This window comes from Psychrobacter frigidicola, assembly GCF_007997305.1.
In the GTDB taxonomy this organism is placed as follows: Bacteria; Pseudomonadota; Gammaproteobacteria; order Pseudomonadales; family Moraxellaceae; genus Psychrobacter; species Psychrobacter frigidicola.
Map to the genome: position 1 here is coordinate 286,940 of NZ_VORZ01000002.1, position 16,122 is coordinate 303,061.

Consider the following 16,122-nt stretch of genomic DNA (forward strand, 5'->3'; position numbering starts at 1 on the left):
TTCTTGATCCACCCCAAAGTGTATACCAATCGATAAAGCCATTTTTAAAAACTGCCGCTTGGCATAGTCTCAATAAGTTAAGCCAAGAGTGATTGCAAAAAAAGCGTTCTAAAAGGAAGTTTTCTCATTCATGATTATACTAATTAAAGAAAATCAGCAGTTATTCACCTTGAGTATCTTGCTATTATTCGTAGCTATTTTTCTATGGATTTTACAGTATGGGGTTATCAACTACGGTGAGAGAACGTTTGCTCAAATTATGCGATATTGCCTTATGCTTAAACAGCATTGTGAACAAAAAAAATTATTTATTCGATTAAAAGATAACTATCCAAAACTTTATCATTTTTTGTCTCAAAGGTTTCAATTAGAGCATTTTTACGGCTTACCGCTCACTCTTTTATTTTTAGTCATGGGCTATATTTTAGCTTTGTTTTTTGGGTTGGTTGAAGACGTCGTAAATTCAAATTCTATCGTGATAACGGACTACTTTGTATCACAACAGATGAGTATGCTTAATGAATCAAGCGTCATAGATTTTTTCATCCTGATCACGAGCTTAAGTTCTACAAGAATTACATTTTTAGTTGTAGTTTTAACCTGTGTCATATGCTGGGTGATGCGCCAACGTTACATATTAGTTGGATTGCTGGTAGCCACTTTAGGAAGTGCTACCTTCACCTTCTTGAGTAAAATGTTATTTCACCGCGAGCGTCCCCTAAATGGTTTGGTGCTTGAGCATTCATACTCGTTTCCAAGTGGTCATGCCACGATTACCATTGCCTTATATGGATTTATTGCTTACATAGCGATTCGTTTTAGCCAAAAATTTATCTGGAAAGTCCGTATATTTACGACGGCTGTCCTTTTTTCTGTACTGGTGGGCTTAAGCAGACTGGTGCTAAATGCCCATTATTTGAGTGATGTACTGGGCGGCTATTTAGTAGGCGCATTATGGCTGACGGTAGCGATTAGCGTGACAGAATGGTTAAGTACAAGGGATAAAATTGAATGGCACATACCGTGGTCAATGACTCAGGTGTATATGGTTTGGTTCAGTCTTATTTATGTACTGATTGGCACTCTAATATATGCCCAAGTCTATCAATTTCCATTCTTACTCTAAATAAAGTTGATGTACTATCTGACTGGCCAATTTTTTAAACTGTAAAGCCTTTTTTTTAAGGCGATATTTTTAGTACGGACGGCATGAGAAGACAAACAGTAGCCTATAGATCTAATGTTTACGGGGTTTATTTTCTGCTCTATACAATAAGTGATAAATAACCGCCTAAATTTTAGCTCTTCTATAAAGTAAGTAATCAACATAAAAGCAAAGTAAATACATGCAGAAAGCAAATATAGCCCCTAGCAAAGAGATGTAAGCTAAACCTAGGAGCATTACTATAGAAAATATTATTCCGTATACCAAAATTGAGGTGTTTTCGACAATTTTTTTGCTTGTTGCCCTCTTCCTCACCTTGCTTATAACAATAAGAAACGCGGGAAAAGTATAGAGTATAGCGGTACTAATGGCAGCACCTAGGTAATAACCTGCGTTGGAATCCAAGTTCATAATAACTCTCTAAATTTGTTTAACTGTGCACTACACTATAGATAAATTAAGAACGCTGAGCAATTCAGGGTTTTATTTTAGAACAACCGAACCGGTGTTTTTTCTCTCCAAACTCACTGAACAATAATGTTCTTATAGTGATAATCTGAACCGTTCAACTACAAATAATGTCAGGGATAGCGACTTGATTTAGTAACTATCAAAACGCTGGGTTTTAATACAGACTATAGACGCGATATGATGTCAGATAATAGCGCTTTTTCAGTAACCAGATTTTGCTATTTAGGCTACTCGTTAACTTGGTGAATCTCTAATTAAACTTAGGGTAAACGGCTTCAAAGAACGTTCCGCTAGTTCCCGCTTCTTGTTTTTGACAGTAAAAGAACATAGCCTCATCGCCATTAAATGAACCAGTGGCTTTTTTAGGTGATAAACCTGAAAGTTTTATTTCCATACCCGCACTTTTTGCCTCACTTGCCACAAAGTCGACACAACTTTGCATCGTTTCAAAGTTGCCAACAGTGTAATGTTGATAGTTTTTTTGTGCATGCTCGTTTGTTGAAATTTCATTTTTTGAATTATTTGTGTTACTACAAGCTACCAAAAGAGAGAAGGTTCCGAATAAGATGAAGGTAAAAAATTTCATGACTTGCTCCTCTAAGCAACTATTGTTTATAACTTAAAGCATAGCTCATTATTAGTATTACGCCTTGAGTCACCCAAAACATTACTTACTCACCGTGGCTGCAAGCTGATATTAAGCAGTATGAACGCTTTGATGAAAATCACCATTCAGTAAGTAGTTGGGTGTCTTGCGCTGTGGTTTATTAGTGTTTGGCAGTCAAAATTTTTCCTTACTACATGTTTACTCCGAATATATAACCAACTAGCGCGCTACCTGCCATTGCCAACGTTCCCCAAAAAATAATTCTGCTGATGCCTTTCCAAACACTGGAACCCCCTGTTTTGGCTGTTACGACACCTAGGATGATTAGGGATATAATAGCGGAGCCATATAAAGTATATTCCATAGTTTTTTCAGGGAGAAATATGGTGACGAGAAGAGGAAGGCCACCGCCCAAGATAAATGCAACCCCAGACACTAGAGCTGCTTGGAAGGGTTTTGCTTCACTGATTTCATTGATTCCCAGTTCATCTCTAACGTGTGCCGCTAATGCATCTTTTTCTGTAAACTCTTTTGCCACTAGGAGCGCAGTCTCTTTCTTTAAGCCTCTTCTTTCATAAATTCCTGCCAATTCGAGCAACTCTGTTTCCGGTGTCTCTCTTAATTCTACTTTTTCACGCTCTATATCCGCTTTTTCAGTATCTCTTTGAGCACTTACCGACACAAAATTGCTGGCGGTCATTGATAAGGCTCCTGCCGCAAGACCTGCCAATGTTGCCAGTAGTATGACCTCTCTCAAGTCGGTACCAGCAGCGACCCCAATTGCAATACTGGCGGTGGATAAAATCCCGTCATTAGCGCCAAGGACCGCTGATTTTAACCAATCACTTTTGTCTATAAAGTGATTACGTAACGGATCCTCTGTTTTTTCTATGTTCGATTTCATTTATGTGACTCCACTAAGTGGTTAGTATTCATTGAAAGCCGCGGGAGCTTTGACGTTTACTTCACGTGATACAGCGGCATGGACCAACCTTCTACCTTAGCCCATATATATATATTTGCAAATTCCTCGTCAAGAGAACCAATATTCTTCATATATATGCAAATTCCGAGACACAATGACAACTTGCTTGCCTCTCTATGCTTATTGATTAACTCTCTAACTTGTACATTAACATTCCGTGCGCTCATTTTTATTGGTTTTCAATGTGCTTAAATTGTTATTAAACAGCGTTTAAACACCGCTCAAACATTGTCAGCACACTCTATTTCTGTTTTATGCTAAATTAATAGCTATTAGCAATGAACATCATAAAAACAAGAAAAAGGTCTTATTAATGCCAGCATCTGAATTACCTTCTGCCAAATTCCCACTTTCTCAAGTGACAGTACTCGAACCCGCTTGGTTTACCCGCCCAACTTGTGTGGTCGCTGCTGACTTAATTGGGAAGGTACTGTGCCGGCAGCTGACTGATAGCGATGGTGTGGTTAAAGTATTGCGTATGCGTATCTCCGAAACAGAAGCTTATATTGGTGAGGGTGATGCCGCTTGTCATGCGCATGCGGGTACACGTACCGCGCGCACAGAGATAATGTACAGTCAAGGCGGCGTGTTTTATGTCTACCTCACCTATGGTATTCACCATATGCTGAATTTGGTTAGTGGGCCTGCAGAGTCACCAGAAGCAGTGCTGATACGCGCCGGATTCTCGACTACGGAGAGTGATCGTTTGGTAGAAGAACAACTGCTTAGTGCCGATAAACAACTGACTCATCCCAGACAGTTGGCAGGCCCTGGCAAGCTGACCAAGCGCTTGCAAATTGATCGTAATTTATATGGTAAGAGTATCAGTCCAAAAACTGGAGTTTGGGTAGAGGATGATGGATGCCAGCCACCTGTCGCGCTGCGTCCGCGTATTGGTATCGATTATGCAGGCGCGGCTAAAGATTGGCTACTGCGCTATGTGTGGACAGACCATCTGTCTTTATCAAAGAAGTAAGCTGATATCTCAGCCTGAATAGTAATGTCGTTTACAAGGTAATCTTATGTATAAGCTCACCGTTTTTATTCCTGATGAAGCTTTAGAAACCGTCAAATCTGCCTTGTTTGCTGCAGGAGCAGGTACGATTGGTAATTATGAGCAGTGTTGCTGGCAGGTATTAGGGATTGGGCAGTTTATGCCGCTTGCTGGAAGTACGCCGCATATTGGTGCTCACAATCAAGTTGAGAGCGTTAATGAGTGGCGGGTTGACATGGTGGTCGATAAAGCAGCAATTGATAAAGTCATTGCTGCCTTAAAGCGCGCGCACCCTTACGAGACGCCCGCATATGATGTGATTGAAGTCTTGGACTTTTAGAATATCGCATTTTTAAACTGTTGGGTTCTAATCTTTTTTAATGTTAATCACATTGTAGTTAGGATAGCCAAGCTCTATTTTATAATCTTCGCGGCCGCGCTCTGCTTTAACTTTGATCGTGCGGTCACCTTTCTTATATTTGACGTCTTTAACACGGTATCCCATGCTGCTGACCTTGTTAGCGGCTGTCTGCTCAATAGCAGGGCGATAAAGGTCTTTATCAATTGATTTGATCGCTTTTTTGTTCTTTTTATAAAAGTCGCTATCTTTATAGACATCTTGATAAATGTCTCCATAAGCATTGTAGCCCGGGGTAGTGGCACAACCTGTAGTGACTGTTAATAAGGCGGCGACAATACTAGTGACAGCAGTGGTTTTTAATAAGGTTTTAGCGTTCATAATTTAGTCTTATCCCAGTTAGTTTTTATTATTGTGGCAGGCGCGCCGCTTATACAGTGCGCCATAAATAAAGGTTAAATAGTAGCTGGGCTACGTACTCTTTTTTGATGATACTTTCGAGAGTGTGATTTTACTTATAACGGTAGTTATTATTATTGTAGCGGTCATTGTGATTGTTATAACGTCCGTTATTGTTGTTATAGCGGCCTTTATTATTGTTATAGCGCCCGTCGTTATTATTGTATTGGCCATTTCTATTATTGTAGCGATTGTTATTATTATAACGACCATTGTTATTATAGTTGCCATTGTGATTGTCATAACGGTCATTATTATAGTTTCCGCTACCGTAATGATTGTTACTCTGTTGACGATAGACTTGCTGATTATCGTAGTCAGGCGTCACAGTCGTACAACCAACTGCGGTACCTAACAAGGCAACCACGAGACTAGCAGAGAGGGCAGTTTTAAATGCTGAGAGAGATAATATTTTCATAATAAGAATTCCTATGGTATTTTGTGGCGTAAATTTTATAGCATATATTTTATAGTCTAGACCTTGTGAATGAATATGACTACTTTTTAGTGTTCAATGTTTTAATATTCAATTGTAAGAATAAATTATAAAAAAAAGTCAAATAAATCAAGGACTGATTTATTTGACCGAAGGCGTCAACTCAAAAATGACGCCAAAACCTTATGCTAATACTATAAAAATAAGTATTAGCAAGTATCTGTACTTCTGAAATCAGCTTTTTTCGATAGTAGCGTTAGCTAAAACTTAAGATCAGTCTCTTTTATAATTAGTCCTTTTCAAGTTTAATGACATTTAGATTAGGATAGCCCAAGATAATGTCATAATCTTGTGAGCCGCTTTTGGCCTCAATTTCGAATACACCGCGATTGTTCTTTTCGTTAAGCTCGATATCTTTAACTCGGTAGCCCATATCCGCAACTTTTCTAATAGCACGTTGCTTAATAGCCGGATAGCGCGCCTCTTTTTTAATATTGTCTTCGATATTGTTGTTACGGTTATTATTTTTATAACCATTGTTATGGTTGTTATTACCGTAGTAACCGTTACCATTCTGGCGGTGGTTATTTTTATCTTGCCAAACGTTCGACCAGTCTTTTTGACTTGAGCTAATAAGCTTTAATGCAGGGTAAGTATACTTAAGCTCATAAGGCTGGTTATTCTTTTTAGCATAGACCGTAACTGCTTGGTTGCCACGGTAATTGTCAGACTGGATGTCCATCACCTGATAGCCACTACGACTGAGATCTTTTCGTAGCTTTTGACTGAGTGTATTAAAATTGCCATCGCGGTAAACAGACTGATTGTTGTAATTTGACGCCATAGCCGTACTGCCAACCGTCGTGGTCAATAGAGCGACTGCTAGACCTGCTGATAGCGCAGTATTCATCGTTGCAAATGGCATGAATTTCATAAGGTATTGTCCTAGGATGTGTCGTGTCTCAGTATTTCTATAGTTTTTTATAAATTATAATACTGTAGTTATAGAGGCTGCGAGTGGATTGATAAAACTGTATATAACAAAGATAATATGAGAAGTTATCTAAAAGTTTGATGTGGTTCCAGATACTAATGTTGCTTCATCTTTTACATGTCATCATTTGAAATAATTACTTACAACATCTATAGTAAGGCGAAAAACTTGATAATAGATTTCTTGCACGTTAATAAGTTGTAAATATTACAACTGCTTGCGTAAGCATTTGGGGTTTTTAGTGAGGAGGGTATTGCTACTAGTAAGGTTTATCGCTAATACTAATCGTGAAACCAGGCTACGAATGATTCAAATGATAAAAGGAAGCATATTATGTATAAGCTTCTGAGAAGTAACCAAGATAGCAAACAGTCCGTGTAAGCATATGCTTACACGCAAAGACGCTAACGCCACTTAACAGCAGGGTAACAATTTGGCATTATAGACACACGGCATTAGGGAATGTGACTCAAGGATTGAGTTTACCGCATTAATGATAATGAGTCAGCTGCTAGCATCAGGATGATAATAGCAGCTGAAGTAAGGACACATAACCCGTGCTGGTGGCAGAACGTGCCGATAGTTATTGTAAGAAATGGGCAGGACGCCCACTTATCACACCATACTGCGTATCTTGCAAGGATGTATAGATAACAGTTGTGATAAGTAACATGGATAGTTAACCATGAAGCCGCATAACAATTAATTGCTATGCGGCTTTATCGTGTCTGGTTATTAATGTTTCGTACCATACAGATAATATTGCACAGAACTGTAGGCGCTGTGGAAGTACTATATGCCATCAGCAAAGTCTTTTCTTCTACGCAATAAAAAACCGCATGAAATCTCAATGCGGTTTTCGGAATTATATATTATTAATTGAGTCTTTAAAGCTGCTTACTTGTCATGCTCATTTTGCCACTCGTCTACTGCACGCTCAGCGTCATCTTTACTGTGACCATAACGTTCTTGCACCTTACCAACTAACTTGTCTCGGCTACCTTCAACATGTAGTAAATCATCGTCAGTTAGGTCTGCCCACTTCTGTTTAGCTGAACCTTTAAGTTGGTTCCAATCACCTTTAATAGTATGCTTATTCATAATTTTTTCCTTTTTAGTGAGAGCGTATTTTGACTCATTATTAAAATATGTCTTATAGTCAAAATATAAACGCTTTAGTACCTAAAATATTATTAGTTATTTTCTTGAAGTTCAAAAGTTAGTCAGTGGCTAACCTGTGATAACTAATATAGGCAAATCAAACTCTGTTGTCTGTATAACCGATGTTTATAGTGTTGCTTTATTATAGTAAATACCGCACGAATGTTATAGCTGCGCAATTTATGTTGTAGATAGCGTAGATTATTGCTGCGATACGTAATGCTAAAGACAAGCTTTCTGAAAAATTCTATGTAAAAAAACATTGATATTATAAGTGTGAGTAAGAATGTTAGCGAATAAATTAAGAAAGCAAAATCTCGCTGTTTATATAAGCACTTTCCTATTTAGGACGGGCCACATCGGCTTGTAGGGCTGCTGGTAAATCTATTATTTTCAAATCGCTTTCAGAAAGATGTTCTGGACGCGCCACTACCAACGCTTCAAAGCCTTGGGCAGCTAGGCTACTGGCAACTGCATTGACCACTTGAATTTTGCCTAATTTATCTCCAGCTGCTGGTATCTCGCCTGAGCCTTGTACATGATGCAAAAAGGCCTTGGGTGCCGATTTAAAGTAAATACGCGCGATAACTTCTTGGCCTAAATAGCAACCTTTATCGTAGTCCATGCCACCGCGTTGATGTAGACGCAGCTCTTGGGGCTGAAATTCGCCTTGGGTTTCACTTATTATCCAGTAGTTACCGGTGGCGATACTACATTGCATCCACGCCTGAGCATCTTCTGGTGTATTGTGCGTATCCTTATGGCTAAAGGTCGGCATATCGTCAAGTACGCACGGATAAATAGCGATTGGTGAACTGGTTTCAAACTTTGAAAATGCGCCGTACTTATTCAAATGCGCTTTTAAAGCGTCAGCACAATCTGCGCTGATGACCACATCATAATGCTGTTCGGCTTGTTTTTTAATCCAAATACCAAACTCTATCCGGCCTTTTAAGTTACCGATAGCGGCGGCTTGATAGCTGAGGCCAAGTTTTGTCACATCACAAGTTAATTGACCTTGTAGGAATTTTTCGGCATCAATGCCTTGAATGGTAAGCTGGACAAACTGCAGCAGTAGCAGTTGGCTTGAAGATTGCGTCATTATTATTATCCTTGTTATGAGAAATGATGAAATAGGCGTGATTACTATTGAGTATTATTATCAAGTATATAGATAAGATTTTTAAAGTAGTATTTTGCATACTCTATTACTAAGAGCTAATTACTGAGAGCCACGCTCATTTAAAATTAATGGGTGTGCAGAAGAGTAGCACAAAAAACGGGCGCACAAAAAGCGCATCACTTATCACTATGATTTAGTGTTTAAATTAGGCGCAGTGTTTAGCGGGTAGCCGAGCAGATTGGTTAAAATACATCACTTAAGGTACAATGTTAGCTGTAGAATAAACCTAATTTATGATGGCTGACGAGGATATTATGAGTTTACCCAATTGCCCAAAATGTGCTGAAAGTTATACTTACGAAGACGGTGCACTATTGGTATGTCCGATGTGTGCCCATGAATGGACAGCAGCAGAGACCGATTCGGCACAAAATGCAGCTGAGGAAGATAGCGTTATCCGTGATGCAGTTGGTAATGAGTTACAAGATGGCGATGCGGTCACTGTCATTAAAGATCTAAAAGTGAAAGGCTCGTCAATTATCATTAAAGTGGGTACTAAGGCAAAAAGTATTCGTCTATTACCTGATGCCTCTGATGGTCATGATATTGACTGTAGGCTTGACGGCTTTGGTCCTATGAAGCTTAAGTCCTCAGTGGTTAAAAAAGCCTAACAAAGACAGTCCAAAGCGGCTTGCCATAAAGCCAATCGTTTAAGTGCTCACAGATAGCTATTAATTCCAGACAGCTACTGTATGAATAAGCCTTTGATGCTTGGTTTTCGTGAAAGAACCAACTTTCGACTTAATAATAAAGACAATATAATAATAGAGAACAGTTATGAGTACTAAAAACGAACAACTCTTTGCTCAAGCACGCAAGCATATTCCGGGCGGTGTGAACTCTCCCGTTCGTGCCTTTGCAGGGGTTGGCGGTACACCGGTATTTATGCACCGTGCGAATGGTAGCAAGATTTATGATACCGAAGACAATGCTTATATCGATTACGTTGGTTCGTGGGGTCCAATGATTTTGGGACATGCGCATCCAAAGGTCATTGATGCGGTCAAAAAAGCGGCTGATGATGGCTTAAGTTTTGGTACGCCAACGCCGTTTGAGACTACGGTTGCCGATAAGATTTGCGAGCTTGTGCCAAGCGTTGAGATGATCCGCATGACCAGCTCCGGTACTGAAGCGACGATGAGTGCGATTCGTTTGGCGCGCGGATTTACTGAGCGTGACAATATCGTCAAATTCGAAGGCTGTTACCACGGTCACTCAGATAGCTTGCTCGTAAAAGCTGGCTCAGGCATGCTCGATATTGGTGAGCCCACGTCAAAAGGTGTGCCAGCAGACTTTGCCAAGCATACAATTACCCTACCTTATAATGACCCGCAAGCGATTAAAGATTGCTTTGAGAAATGGGGTGATACTATTGCCTGCGTTATCGTCGAGCCTATCGCTGGTAACATGAATATGATTATCCCAGATCAAGTATTTCATGATACCTTGCGTGCCCAGTGTACTGAACATGGCGCAGTGCTTATTTTTGATGAAGTGATGACTGGCTTTCGAGTGGGACTTGGTGGCGCGCAAACACACTTTGATATTGAGCCTGATTTAACGTGTTTTGGTAAAATCATTGGTGCAGGCTTGCCAGTGGGCGCATTTGGCGGTAAAAAAGAGATCATGTCATGCATCGCCCCACTCGGCGGTGTGTATCAAGCAGGTACTTTATCAGGTAATCCGCTTGCGATGCGCGCCGGTATTGCGATGTTTGAAGATTTAACGGTTGATGGCTTTTACGATGAGCTGTCCGCTAAGGTTGACTATCTCATTGATGGCATCCAAGCCGCTGCTAATAATCACGGTATCCATTTACGTAGCAATAAGCTTGGTGGCATGTTTGGTATGTTCTTCGTCAAAGATAACGATACCCTCACGCCGCATGACTTTGATGATGTGACGCATTGCGATATCGCAGCCTTCAATACCTTTTTCCATGGCATGCTAGATCGCGGTATTTATCTTGCGCCATCGGCTTATGAAGCGGGCTTTATGTCGATTAAGCACAGCGTTGCAGATTTGGACATTTCAATTAAAGCTGCTAATGAAATCTTTGCAGAAATGGCAACAGCCTAAGTTGCGAGAGCAAACTTTGACTCATCAACGACCGTTTTTATAGTGATGTCATATCAATGACATAAAAAACCAGCATCATAGACGATGCTGGTTTTTTTTATTGCTATGTTTTATCGAACTTGTGATCTCTTAAACTGAGATTGCCGCGCAGCACGTCGTCATACATGCGCAAATCACTAACGAAACTTTGCAGTGGGTATTTAAAAGTCGCGGGCTTATTATGTTCAAAGAAAAAGTGCCCGACCTATGCGCAAGTATAATCCGCGGCAATGCCTGTCAATAATGGTTTGCAGAACGAGTTTTAATAGAAATAGCGATGCCTAATAAACCAAAACTACTGCCCGCAAAATGTAGGCGGCGACAATTAATATTGTTGTGCTCAGCTAAATAAAAATCGTAGAAGCTTTCTTTAGATGACTCATTGTTAACTGGTTTGGCTGTTTTTATACTATTAGCTTTGGCGTTTAATCCTACCTTGTCATTAGCGGCAGCTTGCGTTTGGAGTTCAGTTTTTTTGCTGGAGTAGAGGTTAGAATGATTCATATTAATAGCGTCCTTTGCTAGTTGTTCTACTAAATAATGTTCTGATGATTACTGCTTTGATAGTTATCAACATATAAGAGTCTTAAACTGTAATTGGTAAGTGCTTGTTATTGCTTAGAGTATTTCTGGTTGGGAAGAAGCCAAAATTGCTATAGCATATACAGACATTTACTGACCTCAATCTCCATTGTTTTGCTTATATTCTCATGGGCACAGGATAACTAAGACGTGTTGCTTGCCAGTATTTGACATAAATGCTTTAATGGCGACATCTACCGATCATACATAGCGCTGACGGTTCTTTGTTCTTCTTATCCTCCTCACTTATCCAACGTGGTAACTATTTTTCCTATGCTCAATAACACTCTTACAAATCCGCTGCTTGACGATGATGAACTGATTGCTGCCATTGACATTGGCTCGAACAGTTTTCATTTGGCCATTGCCCGCCTAGATCATGGCGAGGTACGAAAAGTAACGTCGATGTCCGAAAAGGTACAACTAGCAGCAGGGTTAGATGAGCATAATATCTTGGGTGCTGCTGCTGAGCGCCGTGGACTTGAGTGCCTGAGCCGTTTTGTGGCTCGTCTTGATTCGGTAGCGCCTGAGCGTATCCGTATCGTGGCAACCAATGCGCTGCGCCAAGCCAAAAACGCCAATGACTTTATAGAACGCGCTAATAAGATTTTGCCCAAGCCGATTGAAGTCATCGCTGGACGAGAAGAGGCGCGGCTGATTTATTTGGGGGTCTCGCATACCAATGCCAGTAGTGACAAGCGTTTGGTGATTGATATTGGTGGTGGTTCAACTGAATTTATCATTGGCCAAGGTTTTGATCCGTTATTGACCGAAAGTTTACAGATGGGCTGTGTCGCCTTTACTCAGTTATTTTTTGCTGATGGTCAGATTACTGAAACTGCTTTTAATGAGGCTATTGCGGCTGCACGTAAACAAGTATTAGGTATTAGCGGTCAATATCAAAAGGCTGGCTGGAGCAGTGTTGTCGGCTCCAGCGGTACGATTAAAGCGGTCAAAAACGTGCTGGTTTCTAAAGGCTGGGCCGATGCGCAGGAGCGCATTACTTATCAAGGTATTAAAAAGTTAGAGAGCTTATTAGTAAAAATCGGTAACGTCGATGATATTGAGCTAGAAGGCGTTAAAGAACACCGTAAGGCCGTTTTTCCAGCAGGCGTTGCCGTATTGCTTGCCACCATGAAAGTACTTGGTGTGGAGACGATTGTTTACTCTGATGGGGCGCTACGTGAAGGCGTTATGTACGATATGCTCGGGCGTTTTGCCAGTGAAGACGTGCGTGACCGTAGTGTGTTGGCACTTATTAAACGCTATTCTGTAGACAAAAAACAAGCCCGCCAAGTGGTCAGAACCAGCCGCCATTTATTGAAGCAAGTCCAAAATGACTTACAGTTAACCACTGATGATGCGGATGTATTGAGACGTGCCGCCTACTTACATGAGATCGGACTTGCAATCAGTCACAGCAACTACCATCGCCACAGTGCTTATCTGCTTGGGAACTCAGACATTCCTGGTTTTTCACAAGTGGATCAAAAGCGTATGGCACAATTGATGCTAAGCCATAGGCGCAAGTTAAAATGCGAAATGCTTGAGCAAACGTGCACTCTTGGTGGTGATCAACTGGTCTATTTGTGCTTGTTACTAAGACTTGCCGTATTGGCTCATCATAGCCGTAGTGAACATGAGCTGCCTCAGATGCAGCTGGTCGTCACAGATACTAACTGCTGGCAAATTACGGTGAGTACTGACAAACAGCACTATGCGTTTTTATATTCTGATCTTTGCGCTGAAATTGAGCAGTTTGCAAAGTGGGGTGTAAAGCTCAGCGTGATTGAAGCCAAATAAGCGTACATTTTGGCATTATTATTGTTAATAACTTCTACTTATAGTATTGCGCTTGCGCTATTATTTAGACTTCTAAAAGCCTTACAAAAGCATCATTGTCAGTAATGTCATGGCATATTAACTGTGCTACTATAGCTTTTATTGAGTTTACATCTGTACTGTCTTGATATTTAGAATATGTCTGATAACACCTTATAAAATGACAAAAAGGATAAGTCTATGAGCACCGTCTGGGATAGCGTTCAGCTAGCACGTCATGCCAAGCGTCCATTATTTATGGATTATATCAATCAGCTGTTTACGGAGTTTGATGCGCTGCACGGCGACCGCGCTTATGCTGATGATAAAGCCATTATTGGCGGCTTAGCACGTTTAGATGGCAAGCCTGTTATGGTCGTTGGCCAACATCGTGGTCGCAGTACGCGCGAGCGTATCGCCCATAACTTCGGTATGGCAAATCCTGAAGGCTATCGTAAAGTCATTCGCTTGGTAAAAATGGCAGAACGCTTTAACATTCCAGTCATGACCTTTGTCGATACCCAAGGTGCCTATCCTGGTATTGGTGCTGAAGAGCGTGGACAAGCGCAAGCTATCGCGGAAAGTATCGCTGTGTTTTCCAGTCTAAAAGTGCCTATTATTGTCACTATTATTGGTGAGGGCGGTTCAGGTGGCGCATTGGCAATTGGTGTTGGCGATAAAGTAAATATGCTACAAAACAGCATCTATTCAGTTATCTCTCCTGAAGGCTGTGCCTCAATTCTATGGAAAACGGCTGACAAAGCGCAAGATGCTAGTGAAGCGCTCAAATTAAATGCGGATAATCTATATCAAATGGGCTTGATTGATGCCGTTATCGAAGAAGGTGAGGGGGCACATATTCATCCACAGCCGGTCATGAACTCCCTTAAAGCATTGCTTATTGAGCAGTTAGACGAGTTGCAAGATATGGATGCAGAGCCTCGCTGTGAGCAGCGTTATGCGAAGCTTAAAACCTTTAACTCAAACGTAATGCTGCCTTGCTAATCATTTAATAGCGGTTATTTTACTTTCAGTTTTAAATATTACAGACGACACAATAACGGACGTGCTACTTTGTGGCACGTTTTTTTGTAGCTTAATTTTAAGGTGACTCATAGCTAATGATAACCAGTAAAGCCATTCGCCAATATCCTATTGTTCCCATATTAGATATATCCTCAATAGATAATCAACTTGAAAACACTTTATTAGCAAGTGTTGCTGAGTATCACGAACAGCTTCACGGTCGTCGTATTTGGCTGGCGTGTAGTGGTGGGCGCGACTCATTGGCATTAGCTGCCTTATGTTTGCAGTTATATCGGCAAGGAAGACTACCATTTTTACCGCAACTATTACATGTCAATCATGGTCTGCAAGCAGATAGTGATTACTGGGCGCAGCATGTTGCCACATGGGCACAAGCTCAGCAGATGCCGTGTTATATTTTACGAGCAACGGTCAATGGACACGACGAGCAAGCAGCCCGGCAGGCGCGTTATCGGGTGATGCTCGCGTATATTAATCAAGACGATGTTTTATTATTAGCCCATCATGCCGATGACCAAGCTGAGACGGTGCTTATGCGTTTGATTCAAGGCGCGGGGGTTAAGGGCTTATCCGGTATGCAAGCATGGCGTGAGCAGTCAAATGGAACGCGGCGCAATAGTTTATGGCGGCCATGGCTTACCGTAACCCGTACAGCAATTACCGCCTATGCTGAGCAACTCAAACTGCCTTATATTGATGATCCTACCAATGAGAGCGGCGATAATGTGCGTAGTGGCTTGCGCCGAGATATCATGCCAGCTTTAGCCACTTATAACCCAAACGTTATTAATAATATTGCTCGTAGTGGGCAGCTACTTAGCGACGCGCAAGCGATTGTTCATGCGCAGGCTGAGCAAGACTTGCAGAAGAGTGCTGTTGAATTCCTAAGCTATCCACCTGCGCAACGGGTGCTTAGCATTGATGAGATGCAGACTTTACCTCTTTATCGGCAACGGCAACTGTTGCATTCTTGGCTGGCGCAAGATGAGCCATTACCACCATCGAAGCAATTAGTTGATGATGTGTTGGGTTTGAGCCAACGTCATGACCATAATCATAAAACTGAGCTTGATTGGCATGCCAATGCCGAAACCTATAGTATCCGCCGCTATCATCAGCAGCTCTCTCGTCTGAGTCACTCTTTTGTAGAGTGGTTAACGCTACCAATTTCTGAGCAAACGTTAGAGTTAATGTCGATCATTTCCCCTCGTAAAAACTCAGAGACAATTACGCTACGGTCGAACGTGTACAGCATTTGGCAATTACAATTTACGCAAGATAATATAGCGCGCTTATTAAAACAGTATCATTTACATGAAGATTCATCATCAAACAGCATCGCTTTAATAAATAATGAAGCTAGTATTATTTTAAAAATTGCGCCATTAGATAGGCATCAACGCGTACAGACGACCTTTGCTACTCGTCCACAAGCAGGTAAAAAGCTCATGCAAACGCTAGGAATACCCGTTTGGTTGCGTGATAGTTTGGTGGTGGTTAGCGTGGTGCTTAATAGCGATGAGGAGTTACCTTTATTATTATTATCACCATTTGATAGCTGGATTTTAGGATTTAATAAGTCTGAGGCAGATATAACAAGTCACCTATTAGATAGCGGTTTCAGCAACATTCTACAAATTCATCAATGCGGCTCAAATTAAGCCTACTATCTTTTAATATATAAAGTGAGCGTCATTAATTTATCAAACGATAAAGTGGCAGTATGATAGACTGAGTTTCC

General features: G+C 41.0%; 15 protein-coding genes and 1 pseudogene. 8 read left to right on the plus strand and 8 right to left on the minus strand.

Annotated elements, in window-relative coordinates; all coding sequences use genetic code 11:
• Positions 1–130: 130 nt before the first annotated feature.
• Positions 131–1,126, plus strand: coding sequence for a phosphatase PAP2 family protein (locus tag ES754_RS07805; protein ID WP_147223627.1), 996 nt, complete (start codon positions 131–133; stop codon positions 1,124–1,126).
• Between the two features lie 760 nt (positions 1,127–1,886).
• Here the strand turns inward: ES754_RS07805 and ES754_RS07810 are convergent.
• Together ES754_RS07810 and ES754_RS07815 are read right to left on the minus strand one after the other, a co-directional pair.
• A complete protein-coding gene (locus ES754_RS07810; RefSeq protein WP_147223628.1) occupies positions 1,887–2,222 on the minus strand; it encodes a hypothetical protein in 336 nt (111 codons plus the stop codon).
• Between the two features lie 211 nt (positions 2,223–2,433).
• Positions 2,434–3,147: a VIT1/CCC1 transporter family protein gene (locus tag ES754_RS07815; RefSeq protein WP_147223629.1), complete on the minus strand. Its 714-nt coding sequence runs from the start codon at positions 3,145–3,147 to the stop codon at positions 2,434–2,436.
• Positions 3,148–3,541: 394 nt separating this feature from the next.
• On the opposite strand from ES754_RS07815, the gene ES754_RS07820 reads away from it, so the two are divergent.
• Positions 3,542–4,204, plus strand: a complete 663-nt coding sequence (locus ES754_RS07820; RefSeq protein WP_147223630.1) for a DNA-3-methyladenine glycosylase — start codon at positions 3,542–3,544, stop codon at positions 4,202–4,204.
• 46 nt (positions 4,205–4,250) lie between these two features.
• Positions 4,251–4,562, plus strand: coding sequence for a YqfO family protein (locus tag ES754_RS07825; RefSeq protein ID WP_147223631.1), 312 nt, complete (start codon positions 4,251–4,253; stop codon positions 4,560–4,562).
• A gap of 27 nt (positions 4,563–4,589) precedes the next feature.
• On the opposite strand, the gene ES754_RS07830 is transcribed toward ES754_RS07825, so the two are convergent.
• The 5 genes from ES754_RS07830 to ygfZ all read right to left on the minus strand — a co-directional run bounded on the left by ES754_RS07830 (position 4,590) and on the right by ygfZ (position 8,732).
• Positions 4,590–4,961 (minus strand): hypothetical protein, encoded by a 372-nt coding sequence (locus ES754_RS07830; RefSeq protein WP_147223632.1) that lies wholly within the window; start codon positions 4,959–4,961, stop codon positions 4,590–4,592.
• A gap of 130 nt (positions 4,962–5,091) precedes the next feature.
• Positions 5,092–5,457, minus strand: coding sequence for a hypothetical protein (locus ES754_RS07835; protein WP_147223633.1), 366 nt, complete (start codon positions 5,455–5,457; stop codon positions 5,092–5,094).
• A 307-nt stretch (positions 5,458–5,764) separates the two neighbouring features.
• Entirely contained in the window at positions 5,765–6,409 is a 645-nt protein-coding gene (locus tag ES754_RS07840) for a PepSY domain-containing protein (RefSeq protein WP_147223634.1), read from the minus strand.
• 957 nt (positions 6,410–7,366) lie between these two features.
• Complete coding sequence (locus ES754_RS07845; RefSeq protein ID WP_147223635.1) at positions 7,367–7,570, minus strand: CsbD family protein; 204 nt, start codon at positions 7,568–7,570, stop codon at positions 7,367–7,369.
• A 400-nt stretch (positions 7,571–7,970) separates the two neighbouring features.
• A complete protein-coding gene (gene ygfZ / locus ES754_RS07850) occupies positions 7,971–8,732 on the minus strand; it encodes a CAF17-like 4Fe-4S cluster assembly/insertion protein YgfZ (protein ID WP_147223636.1) in 762 nt (253 codons plus the stop codon).
• Between the two features lie 335 nt (positions 8,733–9,067).
• On the opposite strand from ygfZ, the gene ES754_RS07855 reads away from it, so the two are divergent.
• Together ES754_RS07855 and hemL are read left to right on the plus strand one after the other, a co-directional pair.
• The gene (locus tag ES754_RS07855) at positions 9,068–9,424 is read left to right on the plus strand and encodes a zinc ribbon domain-containing protein YjdM (protein WP_147223637.1); all 357 of its coding nucleotides are present in this window, start codon (positions 9,068–9,070) and stop codon (positions 9,422–9,424) included.
• Between the two features lie 166 nt (positions 9,425–9,590).
• The gene (gene hemL, locus ES754_RS07860) at positions 9,591–10,892 is read left to right on the plus strand and encodes a glutamate-1-semialdehyde 2,1-aminomutase (protein WP_147223638.1); all 1,302 of its coding nucleotides are present in this window, start codon (positions 9,591–9,593) and stop codon (positions 10,890–10,892) included.
• Between the two features lie 103 nt (positions 10,893–10,995).
• Here hemL and ES754_RS07865 read toward each other — a convergent pair.
• A pseudogene (locus tag ES754_RS07865) lies at positions 10,996–11,339 on the minus strand (Mpo1-like protein).
• Between the two features lie 447 nt (positions 11,340–11,786).
• On the opposite strand from ES754_RS07865, the gene ppx reads away from it, so the two are divergent.
• The 3 genes from ppx to tilS all read left to right on the plus strand — a co-directional run bounded on the left by ppx (position 11,787) and on the right by tilS (position 16,042).
• Positions 11,787–13,316 carry an exopolyphosphatase gene (gene ppx / locus ES754_RS07870; protein WP_147223639.1) on the plus strand — a complete coding sequence of 510 codons (1,530 nt, stop codon included), beginning with the start codon at positions 11,787–11,789 and terminating at the stop codon, positions 13,314–13,316.
• Positions 13,317–13,535: 219 nt separating this feature from the next.
• Positions 13,536–14,339: an acetyl-CoA carboxylase carboxyltransferase subunit alpha gene (locus ES754_RS07875; RefSeq protein WP_147223640.1), complete on the plus strand. Its 804-nt coding sequence runs from the start codon at positions 13,536–13,538 to the stop codon at positions 14,337–14,339.
• Positions 14,340–14,455: 116 nt separating this feature from the next.
• A complete protein-coding gene (tilS, locus tag ES754_RS07880) occupies positions 14,456–16,042 on the plus strand; it encodes a tRNA lysidine(34) synthetase TilS (protein WP_227677878.1) in 1,587 nt (528 codons plus the stop codon).
• Positions 16,043–16,122 lie beyond the last annotated feature (80 nt).